Annotated in this window: 13 protein-coding genes; 9 read left to right on the top strand and 4 right to left on the bottom strand. The window is 41.1% G+C overall.

Annotated features, from left to right (window positions below):
* Positions 1–114: 114 nt before the first annotated feature.
* A complete protein-coding gene (locus LPTSP_RS15735; protein WP_108929612.1) occupies positions 115–3,252 on the bottom strand; it encodes a SpoIIE family protein phosphatase in 3,138 nt (1,045 codons plus the stop codon).
* A 245-nt stretch (positions 3,253–3,497) separates the two neighbouring features.
* Here LPTSP_RS15735 and LPTSP_RS15730 point away from each other — a divergent pair, with 245 nt between their 5' ends.
* From LPTSP_RS15730 to rdgB, 4 genes are all read left to right on the top strand, one after another.
* Complete coding sequence (locus LPTSP_RS15730; protein ID WP_108929611.1) at positions 3,498–5,078, top strand: hypothetical protein; 1,581 nt, start codon at positions 3,498–3,500, stop codon at positions 5,076–5,078.
* Complete coding sequence (locus LPTSP_RS15725; protein WP_108929610.1) at positions 5,075–6,316, top strand: acyltransferase family protein; 1,242 nt, start codon at positions 5,075–5,077, stop codon at positions 6,314–6,316. The genes LPTSP_RS15730 and LPTSP_RS15725 overlap by 4 nt, the downstream gene beginning before the upstream one ends.
* Positions 6,317–6,514: 198 nt before the next feature.
* Complete coding sequence (locus LPTSP_RS15720; RefSeq protein WP_010514772.1) at positions 6,515–6,853, top strand: STAS domain-containing protein; 339 nt, start codon at positions 6,515–6,517, stop codon at positions 6,851–6,853.
* Positions 6,850–7,437, top strand: coding sequence for an RdgB/HAM1 family non-canonical purine NTP pyrophosphatase (rdgB, locus tag LPTSP_RS15715; protein WP_108929609.1), 588 nt, complete (start codon positions 6,850–6,852; stop codon positions 7,435–7,437). The genes LPTSP_RS15720 and rdgB overlap by 4 nt, the downstream gene beginning before the upstream one ends.
* 33 nt (positions 7,438–7,470) lie before the next feature.
* Here rdgB and LPTSP_RS15710 read toward each other — a convergent pair whose 3' ends face one another.
* Entirely contained in the window at positions 7,471–9,117 is a 1,647-nt protein-coding gene (locus tag LPTSP_RS15710; protein WP_108929608.1) for an ATP-binding cassette domain-containing protein, read from the bottom strand.
* A gap of 95 nt (positions 9,118–9,212) precedes the next feature.
* A complete protein-coding gene (locus tag LPTSP_RS15705) occupies positions 9,213–9,899 on the bottom strand; it encodes an OmpA/MotB family protein (protein ID WP_167396445.1) in 687 nt (228 codons plus the stop codon).
* A 148-nt stretch (positions 9,900–10,047) separates the two neighbouring features.
* On the opposite strand from LPTSP_RS15705, the gene LPTSP_RS15700 reads away from it, so the two are divergent.
* From LPTSP_RS15700 to LPTSP_RS15685, 4 genes are all read left to right on the top strand, one after another.
* On the top strand, positions 10,048–10,740 hold the full coding sequence (locus LPTSP_RS15700) for a hypothetical protein (protein ID WP_108929606.1): 693 nt from the start codon (positions 10,048–10,050) through the stop codon (positions 10,738–10,740).
* Positions 10,741–10,972: 232 nt separating this feature from the next.
* On the top strand, positions 10,973–11,566 hold the full coding sequence (locus LPTSP_RS15695; protein WP_108929605.1) for a TetR/AcrR family transcriptional regulator: 594 nt from the start codon (positions 10,973–10,975) through the stop codon (positions 11,564–11,566).
* 68 nt (positions 11,567–11,634) lie between these two features.
* Positions 11,635–12,882: a crotonyl-CoA carboxylase/reductase gene (gene ccrA / locus LPTSP_RS15690; protein ID WP_108929604.1), complete on the top strand. Its 1,248-nt coding sequence runs from the start codon at positions 11,635–11,637 to the stop codon at positions 12,880–12,882.
* A gap of 71 nt (positions 12,883–12,953) precedes the next feature.
* On the top strand, positions 12,954–13,967 hold the full coding sequence (locus LPTSP_RS15685; RefSeq protein ID WP_108929603.1) for a zinc-dependent alcohol dehydrogenase family protein: 1,014 nt from the start codon (positions 12,954–12,956) through the stop codon (positions 13,965–13,967).
* 23 nt (positions 13,968–13,990) lie between these two features.
* On the opposite strand, the gene LPTSP_RS15680 is transcribed toward LPTSP_RS15685, so the two are convergent.
* Positions 13,991–15,787 carry an N-acyl-D-amino-acid deacylase family protein gene (locus LPTSP_RS15680; RefSeq protein WP_108929602.1) on the bottom strand — a complete coding sequence of 599 codons (1,797 nt, stop codon included), beginning with the start codon at positions 15,785–15,787 and terminating at the stop codon, positions 13,991–13,993.
* A gap of 610 nt (positions 15,788–16,397) precedes the next feature.
* On the opposite strand from LPTSP_RS15680, the gene LPTSP_RS15675 reads away from it, so the two are divergent.
* On the top strand, positions 16,398–17,321 hold the full coding sequence (locus LPTSP_RS15675; RefSeq protein ID WP_108929601.1) for a lipase family alpha/beta hydrolase: 924 nt from the start codon (positions 16,398–16,400) through the stop codon (positions 17,319–17,321).
* The last annotated feature ends 53 nt before the right edge of the window (positions 17,322–17,374 follow it).

The raw sequence follows: 17,374 nt of genomic DNA, 5'->3' as shown, positions 1-17,374 counted from the left end.
TTTTAAATATTTTGACCTCCTTTTGCAAGATATTTACACAATTTAGACAAAATTAATTTCCTAAATCTGTTTTTAACTTTAGGCTCCTAATTAAGTCACATTAGGGAGAAAGTCTTATATTCTATCTAAGGCTTGCTTGATCTTTTGGACCTGAGAATTCTCCGGTTCCAGTCTGTAAGCTTCTCTCAAAAGCTGTTTTGCTCTTTCATAATTTCGTAAAGCGATAGAGATCCTAGTTAAATTGATCAAATTTCTAATATGATCAGGTTCCCTTAAGAGTAATCTTTCACCAAAATCCTGGGCTTTTTGGAATTGTTTGGCCCTTCTTGCAACGTAAGAAGCGATGAATAATATCTCTTTATCCACCGGACGAATGTTCAAATATTCTTCAGCAAATTGCGCGGCCTTTGAATAATTCTTCAATCGAATATGATACTTAAGTAATCCTTTTTTCACCTCAGGTAGACGGTTGTCTAGTAAGTCGGCTTCTTCCAATAAAGCTAATGCTTCTTTGATATTCTTATCTTGGGACTTTTCTTTTGCTTTTCGAAGAAGTAGCCTGATCTTCTCCTTCTCTTGGATCCTCTCAATTCCACCTTCTTCTTTGAAAGAGATTCGGACCAAAGATAAGTCGTCCGTTAAAGAACCTACTTTGTGTATGGATTCGTATATATTAGAAAGTTCTCCATTTCCCTCTTCTATCAGTTTTAGGAAAAGTTTTTCGTCGTCGTTGATGATCCTTGTACCTTCTTCATCGTTTCCGATCAAAATATCATCCCTTCCGTCTGAGCCCGCGATAATCACATCACCGGGCAATAGCTGGAATGTTTTGACCGAAATTTTTCCATCCATTCCTGTCGTTCCCAATTTTCTGAACATGAGATCTTGTTCTATAAACCCCGCTTTTCCATCTCTAAAAAGCACGGTCCAAGGATGTTCTGCATTAATATAATATAATGTTCCGGAATTTTCATCTATCAGTCCTATCACGGAGGAAACTAGCATAGAACCTTCGAAACTTTCAAATACCTTATGCAATTCTATAAATGCGTTTTTTAGCCATCTTTCAGGAGACTGCTCTTTCATAGATTCTACCATCCGAGTCCTTTCTATGATAGATTCGCATACTGCTCCTAAAACCAAGGCTCCTCCTGCTCCTTGCATGGATTTTCCCATGGCGTCCGCATTTAAAAAAACTATATAACGTTGTCCTCTGAGAGTGATCTGGTTGGAGATATTCATATCTCCGCCGATCTCGTCGTTAAATCTTCGAAAGCTGAACTTTTTCTTTTGTTCTATTAAGAAGTCTACTTTGATGTTTTCAGATACTGCCTTATTCGCGCCTAAAGGTTTGATCAGAAGTGAGGTAAGGAAATAATCTCCGTCCTGTTGTTGTTTGAGTTCATTCACTTCTTTCAAAGTTTTTTCTAATTCTTTGGTTCTGTCTTTTACCTTTTCTTCCAGCTCGTCCGCATATTCCTGGAGTCTTTTCTTGGCAGTTTGGATACTTATCGCCATCTTATTGAAAGACCTAGCGATAAATCCGATCTCGTCTTCCACTCTAGGAGTCAGTCTATATTCTAGATTTCCCGAATTCACTTCGGTCAATCCCACCACCACTTCGTCCATTGGCACAACGATCGCATTTTGGAAGAAGAACCTGAATCCGAACACAATCACCAAGAATGTGAGGACCATAGAGGCAACTAAGATAAAGCTTGGATCGTGATGAAATATTCGATAATCCTTATATTCGAATCCTACTTCGTAGATCTTTCCGTTCATGCTCGGAACGAAATAGTAAGATAGATACATTACAGGCTTAGGATCGGAAGGAGAATAGATCCTGGTGCCTCGATAGATCCTCTCTCCTGCAAAATGAATAGGAGCCAAAGAACTCAGCACGATCTTAGAAACTTGGTCTGCCGATTTATCCGAATTAACCGCCTGGATTGCAGATTGTTTTACATACGCCAAGGTCTCGGACAATCCGATATCGGGAGAAACGAGCAACCCCTCTATGGATTTTTGTTTTTTACGATCGGGAAGTCTAGAATATTTATTTCGGATAATATTCAGTTTTCCGTATATACCTCTGAAATAATCCTCCATATCGGCATCTTTTACCGTTTCGTTGTTCTTTGATTTCAGAAAGGCACGGATACCGGCGGCATAAGCCTTAAAGTCACTTGGAGAAGCCTCCAGGATCTTTTCTGTTCTTTCCAATCTTTCTTTTGCAGGCAAACTTCCTAGATTAGAGATCTTTTGTTTTTCCCTAAAGAACCGAACCTCTAATTCGTCTTCTTTTTTAGATCGAGGATCCTTATTTCCTCTTTCGGATCGAAACTCATTCTTTTCAGGATCATAAGAAACTATATAAGCCAGGCCCTGTGAATCTTTTCCTTCTTGAACTGAAATGGAGCTGTCTCTTCTTTTCATCTCATCGTAAGATCTTTCGTATCCGTTCAGAATAGAATAACCTACCAATTGATAACATACGAAGAACGTAGCCAAAGAGATCCCGATGATACGATTTAGTATCGTAGTTCTTTCCTTAGTCGCGTTCACATACACGATCATGATCAGGAACATTCCCGTAACCATTCCTAGGTTAAAAGACTGTTGATAGGTAGCGCGTGCAACTGTTCCATTTCGACTGAGTGCGTTCAAAATTCCTGGAACTACTGTGATCACCGCATAGCTAAGAAGAATATAGATTACCGACCTTCTCTCTTTTCCTGTCTCTATGATCGCTTTCCAGATTCCGATCACAAGGTAACATGCTTCGTAGAATAAGATTATATATATAAAATAACTGTAAAATACATGGACCTCATAATCCCAGTAATGACTTCCGGGCACAAAAGATCTAGGAGCATCCCAGCAAATGAAAACATAATATCCTGTGACTACTAATACTCCCAGATAAAGAAGCCAATAGAAGATCAACCCAGGTAAGATCCCTTTCTTCCTAGGCTCAGGGAAATAAATGAAAAATCCCACTAATTGGGTAAAGCTCATCAATGGTCCAGCAACTGCAATGGCCCTATGAAAAATTGTGCTTTCGTCGAAGGAGATAAAGCCCCAGAAATATCCGATATTATGGAAAACTGTAGTTAAACCGCAGACTCCTAAATGGAAGGCGGCCATACTTCTCTCCTTGATTGTAAGAAAGAAGAAGCCAGCATAAAGGAAGTACAGAACGATTAAGATCGAACCGAAAGAGTAAAAATTAAAAAATAAGGGATCCATTGATTGGTGTAGAAAAGTAGTCCGGGAAGCTTAGAGTAACGATACGACTCGGATCAAGCGTAATTTATTTCCAAAATTTTGTGAGACTTCTTAGATTTGTCGGAATTCCAACAGAAATTATTTAAAGCTCCTTATAAGCTTTCCATCTTTGCATAAAGCACGTTCTAAAAAGGAATCTACTTGACCCAGGAATCGAAAAACAGAAGCTTACTGGAAATATCGGCCAACCTATTCTTCTCCGATTCATGCAAACATCTTCCAACAAAAAACTTCCACTTTATCTAGTCTTCCCGATCGTATTCTGCTTAGCGTATCTTCTAGCAAATCCTGGATTCTTTAGCCAACCATACCAAGAGACTGGAGATTATGCCGCTAATGCTCTTCAGATCTGGAAGGCAGGAATGTTAGAAGAGACCCTAGGAGCATACTCTCGCTTCTTAGTGAATCATCCGGGACCGATCGTATTCTACTATCTTGCTCTTGCAGAAAAAATATTCTTCTTTGTGAAGTCTCCTCATGGAGCCCACTCTATCGGGATCGTTCTTTATAATCTTTTTTTCCTTCTGATCGGTTTAAGAATTCTTTACTCAAAATTAGAAGAGAACAGATCTACAGTTCTACTATTCGCATCTTTGGTTTTAGGATTAACTCCTCTTTTACCAAACGCATTCTCAAATATCTGGGGACCTGGAGTGGTTCTTTTACCCACTTTGGTATTGATCCTTTCTTTAGCTGATTTTTCCCAAGGTTCTATCCGAAATTTTTTCTGGTTCGTAGTTTGTTCGAACATCATCGTTCAAAATCAGATCGTCGGGATTTCATTTATCATACCGATGTTCGCAGTTGGATGTTTTTATTTTTATAAGAGCCTGTCCCAAAAGGGCCAGGCTCTCGAAGCCCGGAGTCAGGTATTAAAAGATAACCTAAGTTTTGAAACGGACTATAAGAACAAAGGACTTTCCCAATACAAAACGAAAGAGTTCGGATTAAACATTTTATTTGCGTTAGCTTTCACGATCATCTGCTGGACTCCTCCGCTCATTGAACAATTCACTAATTCTCCCGGGAACTTGAGTAAAATCATTGGATTAGCTCTGAAGAACTCTACCTTTCATAAATTAGGCCCAACATTACAGTATGTTCTATCTTATTACGTTTCTCCACTTAGTATTCCAAAACAGATCCCGGCACTTTTAGCGGTTGGTCTATTATTCGGAATTCCTAGTTTCTGGAAGAATAAATTACAAGAATTTGATAGATCTTTACTCAAAACACTAATCTGGGCTTTCTTCATCACATTATTCGGTGCATTCAAGATGAAAGGGGGCCAGATCTCCCATATTTACTGGTTTACCTATGTTCTAGCGGGACTTCTTTATTATCTGAACTTAAAGATCATTCTATCCAAATTCGAATTCCCGAATACCAGAAGCTTTCAGATCTATTCTATTTCCATAATATTCCTCTGCATCGCCATCTATGGTAAAAACACAGAATTCGAGTACGATGATAGACCTGAAAAATTTGTGACGGCGATCTCTCCTCAAAAAGGAACCAAATACAGAATTCGCTGGAAATCCGATCCAAAAGATTTCGGACAGGGGGATCTAAGTTTAGGAATTCTTCTCAGACTAACTAGAGAAGGGTACAACTCCTGCCTAAATGAAGAATGGCATTTTTTAGTCCCGAAATCCTTCCGATGCAGCGACTCGGAATCTGCAATTACAATCACATTAGAAACACCAGAAAAAGAAAGTGAAGAGTTTCAAATCCTAAACAGGAACTCCTTTCACTATAAATCCACAATAGTAAGGATCATTGAATGAAAGAATATTTCCTAGGAATTTTTAAACCTGACGAAAGGGAGATCGCACCTTTTAACGGGGCAAGAACCTTAGGCTTTTTTATGCTGATCTATGGACATATGTACCGTACAGTTCAGATCTTTATTCCTGATATAGATCCATACTTAAGAAATTTCTTAAATAACGGTTCTGTTTGTTTGGATCTATTCTTTCCGTTAAGTGGGTTCCTGATCGCAAGTCCTTTGTTTGCGGAATTGGAATCCAAAGGTACCATAAACTGGAAGTTTTTCTATCTAAAACGGTCTTTAAGGATTTTTCCTCCGTTTTATATTTTCTTAATATTACAGTATTTCATATTCATCCCCGCAATGCTTAAAAGCGCACCTCCCGAATTTGTAGATCAGATAATTGCCGCTAAAAGTAAGATATGGTTCGATTTTCTTTATCTTTCCGACTATTTTAAAGGAACTATGTTCCACGGTTGGTCCCTCTCTTTAGAGGAACAATTCTATATCGCGTTTCCGATCTTTCTGTTAGGCATTTTCAGATATGTTCCAAAACGTTTTAGGTTGGGATTTTTGATCTTTCTTACCGCACTTCCTTTGATCTATCGTGCGATCTTTATGTATACGGTTGTTTTAAAGACCTCCGGTTCAGATAGTGTAGATCTATACAATGGATATATTTATTATCCCTTCCACGGACATATAGATTCGGTTCTTTATGGTATTATATTCGCGTATATATTCAATTTTCATAAAGGATGGGTCGAAAAGGCTCTCCAACTTGGACCTTGGGCAAATTATCTACATGCAGGACTTTGGATCGGACTATTGACCTACACTGCATTAGCTAACGAATTCGAAATGGGATTTCATCAAGTCATTCGCTACCCAAGTTTTGCTCTGCTATGGATCGGGATTTTTATTCTCTCTATGAGAAAAGGAGATCCGATCGGAAAATTCCTTTCTTGGAAAGGATTCTCTCCTTTTGCAAAATTATCGTACTGCGCATATATCATTCATATTGTGGTGATGACGCCTATTTCTAGAAAGTTGCTTTACGCGGATAAAAAATTAGAACAGCACGAATTTCTGCTCTATACCATCCCAGTCGGACTAACAGTTTTCTTCTTCGCGTATTTCTACCATTTGATCACTGAAAAACCGTTTGCAATTCTCAAAGATAAATTGATTGCAAAATACAAAGTCAAGATGACCTCCGAAGTTTTCAGAGAGCAATTACAGAAGGTTTCCTGATCGGAAAATAGGATAAGACCTCAAAGGAGGCCCAATTGCGGGACATAAACGAAGTTTTTTCGGGAGAAATTCCTGAAAAAAGGCCCATCCCCTTCTTTTTCTAAAATTATTCGAGAAGAAGGGGCAAAGAAGTTCACGAAAGGCTGTTTTTTGCTTGCTATTAAAAAATCGAATATGCACACAAGGTTCGTTACCCACATGGAAATAACGGTTCAAGGCGACATCCACATCATCAAAATTTCCGGATCTATTTTGCAATCCGACAGCGAGGAACTGGACCGCAACCTGAGCGACCATAATTTCGAACCTTCTCCTAAGATCATTATCGATCTTACAGAGGTGAGTCATATTTGCTCAACTGCGTTGGGGATCCTAGTCTCTTACAAAAAAAAGTTCAATTCAGCAGAAGGGGATATCATCATAGTAGTGAATGACGACGATCTTCTCCAACTATTCGAGATCACAATGTTGGACAAAGTGTTTAAAGTTCTTCCTACTATCGAAGATGCTTTTGACGAGTTCAAATTGGGAAATTGAAATCCCTTTCTTTAGCCTCCAACAATTCCCATAAAGTTCGCGAAATTCGAGCCATCCTTTCTCCTTTAGGGTTTAACTTATCCACCCCGAAGGAGTTAGGGATCGATTTCGGTCCGGAAGAAACAGGTAAAACTTTTACAGAGAATGCCCTTCTCAAAGCCCGGGAATTATTCTCTCTTTCCAAACTTCCTTCCTTAGCGGATGATTCCGGAATTTGTGTAGAAGCTCTAGGTGGAGAACCCGGAGTTTATTCCGCTCGTTTCGGCGGAGAAGGTTTAGACGACGAGGGAAGAGCCAGACTTCTTCTGGAAAAAATGAAGGGGGAAAAAAACCGGAACGCAAAGTACGTCTGCGTGATCGCGTTAGTCAGTTCGGAAGGAGAATTTACTTTCGAAGGAGAATGCCCCGGTTTGATATCCGATAGTTATGATACAAGTGGGAACGGATTCGGATACGATCCTATTTTTTATTACCCACCCTTCTCCGCACATTTTTCCCAAGTCTCAGATGAGAAAAAGAATTCGGTTTCTCATCGTAAGAAAGCTTTGGATGAATTAGTAAAATACCTGAAAACATATTCATAAAACTGAATATGTTTTGAATAAAAATATCCGATCTTACTGAGCTTCCGTAAGAACAGGTCCGCCTGCCAGACGTTTGTAAAATTCTTGTCCTTCTCTTTCTAAGAACTCTTCGTAGGTTCCTTTGAAGTCTCGGATACCTTCTGTGGTAACCTCCAGAACTCGGGTTGCAATGGAACTTATGAATTCCCTGTCATGAGAAACAAATAGGATGGTTCCTTCGAACTTGGTCAATGCATAGTTCAAAGACTCGATGGATTCCAAATCCAAGTGGTTTGTTGGTTCGTCCAAGGCCAAAAGGTTATCCTGGGCCATGATCATCTTTCCTAAAATGATCCTGGATTTTTCTCCTCCCGAAAGAACCTGAGTTGGTTTTTTAGCCATGTCCCCGCTGAAAAGCATTCTTCCTAAAACGGCTCGGATCTCTTCCATCTCGGTGCCCGGAGGAGCATATCTATATAGCCATTCTATAATAGAGTCGGCGTCTTCTCCGATCCCTTCCCTATGGTCCTGAGGAAAGATAGAAGCTTCCACGGAATCTCCGAAAGCAACCGTTCCTGAATCAGGATCGATCTGCTTCATCAGAGTTTTTAAGAGAGTAGTTTTTCCTACTCCGTTCGTTCCTATGATTGCAATCTTCTCCCCTTTTGTGATATTGATCGTAAAGTCTTTAAAGATAACTCTGTCTTCGTAAGCCTTGGAAATATTGTCCGCAAGGATTACATCTTTACCGAGTACTCGTTTCATTTTGAAAACGATATAAGGGAATAATCTAGAAGAAGGTCTGATCTCCGCCATATTATCTTTGATCTTCTCTATCATCTTTTGGCGAGAAGTAGCTTGCTTGGATTTTGCAGCGTTGGCGCTGAATCTGCTTACGAACTCTTGTAATTCAGCAATTTTTTCTTTCGATCTTTTATTATCAGACTGAGCTCTTTCTCTAGCAGCCTGAGAAGCTTCCATATACTCGTCATAGTTACCAGGATAAACGGTCATCGTTTGGTAATCTAAGTCGCAAATATGAGAAGCAACCGAGTTGATGAAGTGACGGTCGTGGGAGATAACAATAACAACGCCTTTGTAGTTCAATAAGAAAGATTCTAACCAGTGAATAGTCTTGATATCCAAGTGGTTGGTAGGCTCATCTAAAAGTAAAACATCAGGTTTTTGGAATAGGACCTGAGCGAGTAATACCCTAAGTTTAAATCCGCCTGTTAAAAATGAAAGTGTCTGATTGTGGATGTTTGTTGGAATTCCTAAACCTTCTAATAATTCACCTGCGACGCTTTCTGCTTCATATCCGCCCATCTCTCCGAAAGCTTCCTCTAATTCGGAAACTCGGATACCATCCTCATCGGACATTTCAGGTTTGGAATAAATTTCGTCTCTTTCTTTGGCAATCGTCCAAAGTTCCTTATTCCCCATCATTACAGTATTCAATACTGTTTCGTTTTCGTATTCGTAATGGTCCTGTTTTAAGTAACCTACTTTAATTCCACCGTCAATTGCAACGGAACCCGCGGCAGCTTGTTCCAATCCGGCAAGGATTTTCATAAAAGTGGATTTACCGGAACCGTTGGCTCCGATCAGACCGTATCTGCAGCTTTCTTTAAATTTAACAGTAACGTTTTCAAAAAGAATTTTCTTTCCGAAATTCAGAGACAGACCCGAAACGCTGATCATACAACCTACCTAACACCGAAGGAATTTTATAAAAGAGGGGATAGGACCATAGTTTATAGGGTGCAGTAATTCGCCAAGCGAATCCTAGGCCTGGTCTACTCACTCAGTTTACGTAATTCTTCAATCCCAGGTAGATTAGATAAGTCTGGAACAATTACAATTTCTATCCTTCGATTCGCTGTTCGATTCTCCACACTTGTATTCGGGACAGAAGGACGAGAAGATCCCATAGAAGCCGCACTGATCCTATCTTCCGGCATTCCAGACTTAACCATAGTATGAAGTACATTCAAAGCTCTTGCGGATGCAAGCTCCCAATTTGAGTATCCTTTAATACCGGTGGGCACATCGTCCGTATGACCTTCTACCTGGAATCTTCTTCCATGGAGAGAAGATAAGATCCCTGTGACTTCTTTAATCGCGTCCGTTCCCTTAGAAGATAAACTCGCAGAACCGGGAGCGAATAATATATCGGAAGAAAGTACCACTACCATTCTCCCATCTACGATCCGGATCTTTAGTTTTCCGGAATCGATCATACTTTTAAAACTTTCTAATAAACTTTTATAATCAGCGATCCTTCTTTCCGTTTCTTCTTGGATCCTTTTCATATCTTCTACGGATCTTTGGAGAGAAGACTTATCTTTTTCCAAATTGGAGAGGTCCCTTGCTTTTTCGTCGTACATCGCCTGCAAGGCATCGTATTTAGATTGGGAAACGCAATTAGATAAAAGGGAAACCGAGACCAATGTAAAGGTGAGAATACCCAGATTCGTTTTCATGATTCCTCCGAGTTTTTTCTTAGAACAGGGCGCATAATTCATTTATCGTTTTTTTTGGGCTTTTCCCAAGGGATTCTACTCTATTTTCCGAATTATTTTCGAAAAAACCTGGCGAGAATGTACGATCCAAGTTAGTCTGTTAGTAATCATGCGATCTTTTCTATTAGAACGTCCCCGATATGGATTCTTTCCCTTAATTTTGTTTTTATTCTTAATTATCCAATCTGATCTCTACACCCAAACTGCTCCTTCTAATCCTCCAGCTAACTTCAAAGAGTCCATAGCAGGAGGACCTCCTACATTCAAAAAGTTGGTAGAAGAAGTTAAGGTTTCTCTAAAAGACAGAGGATATGTTGTAGATCGAAAATCCCATTTTACAGGTTCCGTATTCAAAGGAAGCACAGTATCTTTTAAACTTCAATTCCCGGAAGGAAAGGACAGAAAGATCGTCCGCAAATTAGGCGTAGGTCTCGCTCACGAAAATCCGGACCAATCCGTTATGGTACATATCTTCCAATCAGACAGCGAAGATAGAAAATTATCTCCTTTGTTCACAGGATTTGTAGAACCATCTTTCGTATATGAATGGGAAGCAAGATTCGGAGAGAATCATTTCTTAGTAGAGATCAGACTAGATGAATCAGAGTCTAACGTTGCAAACTTTGAACTATTATTCGGAAGCCAATTATACACTCCTGCAGCCGCATTCGGGCGGGAAGAAAAAGACCAAAATCTGAACCAACCCGGTTCTCCCGGCAAAAAACAACCAGGGGCCGAAGGTAGGCTTCCAGGTACGAGTGAGTTAAATAACTACTTCGAAGTTTTTAAAAAGGAGTTCTGAATCTTAAGACTACATCACAAGTCAAGGTAAGACTAGCATTCAGACAAGATTGATCTAAATAACCTTTCCCAATACGTTAATGAATTGCGGAATTCTGGCGTTTGCTATATCTTCGCCTATATAGTGAAATTTCTATCCGAAAGGATAGATCTTCCGGCGATTTCGGGATCTTCGATCTTCAGACAAAAAAAATCATTTCGCCGGATTAATCCTCCTAAAAGAGGTCGGATCGGTGAAAAAGAAGGACGGTAGCCCTGTCTACCCCACAAATGGTGTGTTCAGAAATTCTCGAGAGAGAATTTTAGAAGGCGCTGCGATTGCTTTTGCCCGCAAGGGTTTCCATGGAACTTCCCTGAGAGAGATCAGCAGAGAATGCGGGTTGGAGCAACCTAGTATCTATCATCATTTCCATTCCAAAGAAAACTTGTTCAGAAAAGCGTTGGTCGCCACTCATTTGATGATATTGAACGATATCCGAAGTAGAGTGGTAAAAGATAAAGGTTTAAGAGAAGAAGTTGTGTCCGTGTTCCGGGCAATTTCCGATATCGCAAGACAGTTCCCTGATAGAGCTAAACTTCCATTCAGCTTGGTCTATTCTGCGCCCGAAAACCTAGTCCAAGAATATACGAACCATTACGGAGCCCAGTACAGAAAGTTATTGGATGCGGCCGTGGATCGTAATCCCCCGGCTAAAAACGCGGAACTAAAGCTTTCCCTTCTCGTGGACCTATTGCATAGCCTCATACTTTCCATTTCCTCGGTGAGATTTTTTGAGGATAGGGTCAGAGGTTTGGAAGAAAGGATCGATCATATCCTTCTTACTTAGGCCAGAAAGCCAAGTTTAGGACTCTTTTTTTTCTCGTAAGCCTCGGTCGGTTCTGTTTTCTGGTCCCCATGAGCGCACCTGAAATCGTACCAATTGGCCAACTCCCTCCATTAGGGGTGGTCCCTAAAAAAATGCATGCACAGGTCATCCGACCAGAGCGTTTTGGCGATCCAATCAAATCCATCCAGCCGGAAGAGATAGATGTCCCTGAAATCGCTCCAGATGAAGTGCTGGTTGCAGTTATGGCAGCCGGTATTAATTATAATAACGTTTGGGCCGGACTTGGATTTCCGGTAGATGTGATCGCCGCAAGAAATAAGAAAGGCGAGCCTGAAAAGTTTCATATCGGTGGTTCAGACGCATCCGGGATCGTATATAAAGTAGGTTCCGATGTTAAGAACGTAAAAGTCGGGGACGAAGTAGTCCTTCACTGCGGGATCTGGGACAAGAACGATCCTTGGGTCAAGGCGGGGAATGATCCTATGCTTGCACCTTCCGAATTGATTTGGGCGTATGAAACGAACTGGGGATCCTTTGCTCAGTTCTGTAAAGTCCAAGACCACCAATGTCTTCCTAAACCAAAACATCTTTCTTGGGAAGAAGCAGCTGCTTATATGCTCGTTGGAGCAACCGCATACAGAATGCTTCATCACTGGAAGCCGAACGATGTAAAACCGGGAGACGTGGTATTGATCTGGGGAGGAGCCGGTGGACTCGGAGCGATGGCAATCCAGATCGTAAAGGCAGCCGGTGGAATTCCAATAGCTGTAGTGTCTTCCGACGATAAGATCGATTTCTGTAAGAAACTTGGCGCGGCCGGAGTAATTAACAGAAATAACTTCAAACATTGGGGTGCTCTGACTTCGGATATTAATAAGCCTGAAGTATTTGTAGAATGGACCAAACAAGCCCGCGAATTCGGAAAGGCTATCTGGGACATCGCAGGAAAAGGAAACAATCCTAAGATCGTATTTGAACATCCAGGTGAGACCACCATCCCTACTTCCGTATTCGTATGTGAAACCGGAGGAATGGTAGTCATCTGCGCCGGGACCACAGGTTATAACGCAACCGTAGACTTAAGATATCTGTGGATGCGCCAAAAACGTCTCCAAGGTTCTCACTTTGCAAATGACGAAAACGCAGCCGGTCTGAACCAACTTGTGATCGATAAAAAAGTGGATCCGGTTCTTTCTCAAACCTTCCAGTTTAACGAAACTGCGCAAGCTCACCAGTTGATGAAAGAAAACAAACACCCTGCAGGAAACATGAGTATCCTTGTAGGTGCGGATAAATTAGGACTAGGTAGAAAGTAAACTACCTCAGAAGGGCTCCTGGTCCCAGGAGCCCTTCTACCCTCCGAACTACATTATAAAAGTATAATTAAATGAAAGCGGTCCAACTTTCCTCTTTCGGAAAAGAAAATCTTTCCTTAATCGATCTACCAGACCCGGGCGAGCCAGGCCCTGGAGAAGTTTTAGTCCGTTTTAGAGCGGCATCCTTAAATTTCAGGGACTATCTCGTGGTACAAGGAAAGTACAATCCCAATTTTCCGGTCCCTATGGTTCCTTGCAGCGATGGATCCGGAGAGATATTAGAGATTGGAGAGAATGTCACCGGCATCAAAACCGGAGACAAGATCAATGCAACCTTTGCTCCTTATTGGTTGTCGGGACATGCAACCAAAAAAGAACTCAGGACTACTCTAGGCGGCCCTTTAGACGGGACCCTAAGACAATACGCAATTCTTCCGGCAACTGGTGTGGTCCCAATGCCTTCTCATCTCAGTTTTGAGGAAGCGGCCACACTTCCTTGCGCGGGACTTACCGCTTGGTCTTCCTTCTTCGTGGAGAACCAACTCAAAAAAGGAGAATCCGTAGTCATACAAGGAACAGGGGGAGTCTCCTTATTTGCATTACAATTTGCTAAAGCAGTTGGAGCGACCATTTACTTAACTTCTTCTTCTGACGAAAAATTAGAAAGAGGAAAATCCTTAGGCGCGGACCATCTGATCAACTACAAGAATATTATATCTTGGGGAGAAAAGATCAGAGAATTAACAGGCGGAGAAGGCGCGGACCATATAGTAGAAGTGGGAGGAGCTGGAACTCTAGAGCAATCCATTAAAGCAGTAAAACTATTCGGCACAATCCATCTGATCGGGATCTTAGCAGGCGCCATTAAGGATCTGAACCTTTTACCCTTGGTCATGAACCAGATCAAAGTCCAAGGGATCGTAGTCGGTCATCGAGAAGGTTTCCTTGCTATGAACAAAGCCATAGAAGAATGGAAACTGAGGCCAGTAGTAGATAAAGTCTACGAACTTTCCGAATTCAAAGAAGCATTAGAATATCTGAAAGACGGAAAACATTTCGGAAAGATCGTAGTTCGTATTCCTTGATATCTTCCGCCTTTATTATAACTTTAAGCTACAGATGCAGGTAATCTCTTAGATTCCTTTCTGGAATTATAAAGATAATCCTTTTCTTTATAAGCCATAAATCTTCCAAAACCGGTTTCTTTTCCGATCTCAGGAAGAACTGCCCCATTCTCCACCGCAACTTTTCCGTTAATCAACACAGCGCGGATCGCTTCTTCGTTTCTGCGAACTAAACGAACCATTCCTCCAAACTCCGGCATTGGAGTTTCTTGGATAGTCTCCACTTTTTCGTTTAAACCATTTGGATTCAAAAGAACGATATCAGCCTGTGCACCGATCTTTAATTTTCCAGTGTCCAAACCAAACCAATCCGCGATCTCTCCGGTAACTCTCCAGACAGCTTTTTCAGCCGAGAGAAAAGGTTTTCCTTCCAGTTCTGCATCTCTCACTAATTTCAAAAAACGTAATGGGAAATTATAATGTGCCATTCCCCTTAAGTGAGCGCCCGCATCTGAAAATCCGATCAATACATCCGGATGACTGACTATATATTTTAAAGGCCCTTTTCGATCGTTACCGATCACAGTATACCAACGGATATCGTTACCGTACTCAGCGCATAGATCCAAAAATGTTTCGACCACATGTTGTTTTCTTTCTTTGGCTAATTCTGAAAAAGATCTGCCAACCAGCTTTTGGTCGGGACATTCTACAATCTTGGACTCGTTAAAGTCTCTATGGAATACTCTAGGCAAAAACCAATTTGTCCATTGCCTGCGGAACCATTTTCTATATCCTTTATCCAGGAGAAGTTTTCTTCGTTCAGCAAGATCCGCTAAATGAATGGCCGCAGTTCCAGCACCGAATTCTTCGAATACAACCACATCTACTCCATCCGCATATAGATCGAATACAGCAGGAACAGCTTGCAAACGAACATCTCCTTTTAAGATCGTATTTACGATCCGAGTCAGAAACGCCACCAACTTGTAAATAGAACGATTCGATCTCGGGTCCATGAGAGAAATGATCGTTGTCTTCAGTTTTTTTCTAAAAATCCCAAGACTTTCCTTAAAGAACAATAGAACATTATATTTTGTAGAAACGTTCGGCACTCCTTGGAAGATCCTATCTTCTCTCCGAACGATTTGATTCAACCTGCTGATCTCCGACCATTTAGCAAAGGTAGAAGGAAGAGGCTTACTCCTAAAACGGCTACCATCCATTTTATCCCATGTGAGAGTATTGATAGAAAGTCCTAAGTATCCGCAATCGATCGCCTCCTGCAGAAGTTTTTCCATTTGGACCATTTCTTGCTCGGTGGGTTTTACTCCATAAGATAAAGATCTTTCTAATCCCATCGAATAAGCTCTGATAGCGGAATGTCCCAAGAAGGTAGAAACATTAGGGCCCAAAGGAAGTGAATTCAAATGGTCCGCATACTCTTTCATCGAATTCCAAGTTTTATTTTTTTGTAATAAAGGAAGCACCTGTTCCCTAGGGATTGCTTCTACCCTACTAAACATATCCGCAAGGTCCTCCGGTGTACCGATACAAAGACTGAGAGAACAACTTCCCATTGTGATTGTAGTCACCCCATGCATCACGGACTCTTTGAGGCCAGGAGAAGCTTCGACCTCTGCATCGTAATGTGTATGAAAATCTATAAATCCTGGAGTGACCCAAAGTCCTTTTGCATCGTAGATCTCTTTTGCACCACCGGAAATTGATTTAGAGATCTCAGCAATCTTTCCATCCAAGACCGCGACATCTCCAATAAAAGATTCGTTCCCTTCCCCATCGAATATTCTTCCATTCTTGATCAGAACATCGTACTTCATATGATTCCTCTTCTCTATTCTATCTCTTAGAGCTTCGCAACGAAAGTGTATAATAATCCATAGTCAATCTTTTTCAAATTTTTGGAATATACATGAACGATTGTTCATACAAAAAAGAAGATTATACATTCAATGCAACGAGTAAAGCCAGTTTACTATAGCACTGTTGGGCTTCTCGGAACCTTCGCCCATCTGCCAATACAGAGCAGAAAGCCCCGCCCAAACTAGAACACGATCCACATTAAATCAGCCAAATCCAAAAGATCTCAGAAAAAAATTTCCAAAACAGAGTATCTTATACCCCAAATGCGTTAGTCCGCTTTGAAAATCCGGATTTTCCAAGCGGAGACCTTCTCCTCTCAAATTATCCCTAAAGGAATATTTATAAAAAACCAACTGTTATTAAAAGATATTAGTTTCATATCAAACGTTATTTTATCAGCACTTTTTTCGAACGTTTTATCTTGACAGTTAGGAGTCTTGATTTAATCTTCAAAAGCTCGGGTTTTGTACTGAGTGATACAAATAGAAAAAGCGAACAAGTTAAACTAAGCGAATCTCAAATTGAGACCATATAGACAGCAAGAGAATAGTGAAGAGGTAAACTCAAATGCGTAAATTAGGACTAGCGGTATTGCTCCTATTTTTGTGTAGCGGCACGTTGTTCGCTTCAGGGGGAGGATCTTCCTCCAAACCATTAGCCGGATCGTATCCAATCGTTCTTTCCCACGGACTTTTCGGTTGGGGAAATGATTCTTCCGGCGTTATCAGTATTTTAAGCTACTGGGGAGGAATGGACACATACCTTCAATCCCAAGGAGCTACCGTATATGCACCAGCTAAAACTGCGGCTCAATCCAATGAGACTCGTGGAGTTCAGCTAAAGGACAAAGTTCTTGTCTATATGGCTGCAAACGGATTCAGCAAAGTACATATTCTTGGCCACTCTCAAGGTGGATTGGATAGCCGTTATGCTATTACCAACCTGGGACTTTCTTCCAAAGTTTCTACTTTGACCACTTTGAACACTCCTCACAGAGGATCTCCAATTGCAGACATCGTAAACGCTGTGCTGCCTAGTTGGATTAAACCTTTCGTAAGCACTGTTCTTGGTGTTTTCGTTCAGTTAATCTGGAGCCAAGGAGAGCAAGACGCTCTTGCAGCTTTGGGTTCACTTTCTACCAGTGGAACCGCTGCTTTCAATAGCCGTACTCCTGATGCTTCTTCCGTTAAGTATTTCTCTTACGGATCTTACATCACCATCCCTGACCTAATCCAACACCCTTTAATGGGATTGATCCAACCTGCTTGTATCGCTGGTGGATTGTTCAATGGACAAGGCGGAACTTGCGATGGACTCGTTCCTTACACTTCTTTGAAATGGGGAACCTTCAAAGGTGGACCTGATTACGGACTTCTAGTTACTGGTATAGACCATATCCAGTGCTCTAACACTCTGAATTCCGGAAAACCTTGGTATGATGTGGAAGGTTACTTCCTGAAAATGGCTTCCAACGCGAAATCTAATCAGTAATTTCGAACGTTGTGTCTGAAAAAGCCGGGATTGGATCCCGGCTTTTTTTATGC

It is taken from the genome of Leptospira johnsonii (assembly GCF_003112675.1).
Lineage (GTDB): Bacteria > Spirochaetota > Leptospiria > Leptospirales > Leptospiraceae > Leptospira_B > Leptospira_B johnsonii.
This window is presented reverse-complemented; position numbering and strand designations above follow the sequence as displayed.

Excerpts from the sequence above, each read along its gene's own strand:
- LPTSP_RS15685 (WP_108929603.1), top strand. The coding sequence starts at position 12,954 with ATGAAAGCGGTCCAACTTTCCTCTTTCGGAAAAGAAAATCTTTCCTTA.
- LPTSP_RS15700 (WP_108929606.1), top strand. The coding sequence starts at position 10,048 with ATGCGATCTTTTCTATTAGAACGTCCCCGATATGGATTCTTTCCCTTA.
- LPTSP_RS15720 (WP_010514772.1), top strand. The coding sequence starts at position 6,515 with ATGGAAATAACGGTTCAAGGCGACATCCACATCATCAAAATTTCCGGA.
- LPTSP_RS15710 (WP_108929608.1), bottom strand. The coding sequence starts at position 9,117 with ATGATCAGCGTTTCGGGTCTGTCTCTGAATTTCGGAAAGAAAATTCTT.
- LPTSP_RS15675 (WP_108929601.1), top strand. The coding sequence starts at position 16,398 with ATGCGTAAATTAGGACTAGCGGTATTGCTCCTATTTTTGTGTAGCGGC.
- LPTSP_RS15735 (WP_108929612.1), bottom strand. The coding sequence starts at position 3,252 with ATGGATCCCTTATTTTTTAATTTTTACTCTTTCGGTTCGATCTTAATC.
- LPTSP_RS15730 (WP_108929611.1), top strand. The coding sequence starts at position 3,498 with ATGCAAACATCTTCCAACAAAAAACTTCCACTTTATCTAGTCTTCCCG.
- LPTSP_RS15705 (WP_167396445.1), bottom strand. The coding sequence starts at position 9,899 with ATGAAAACGAATCTGGGTATTCTCACCTTTACATTGGTCTCGGTTTCC.
- LPTSP_RS15680 (WP_108929602.1), bottom strand. The coding sequence starts at position 15,787 with ATGAAGTACGATGTTCTGATCAAGAATGGAAGAATATTCGATGGGGAA.
- LPTSP_RS15725 (WP_108929610.1), top strand. The coding sequence starts at position 5,075 with ATGAAAGAATATTTCCTAGGAATTTTTAAACCTGACGAAAGGGAGATC.
- ccrA (WP_108929604.1), top strand. The coding sequence starts at position 11,635 with ATGAGCGCACCTGAAATCGTACCAATTGGCCAACTCCCTCCATTAGGG.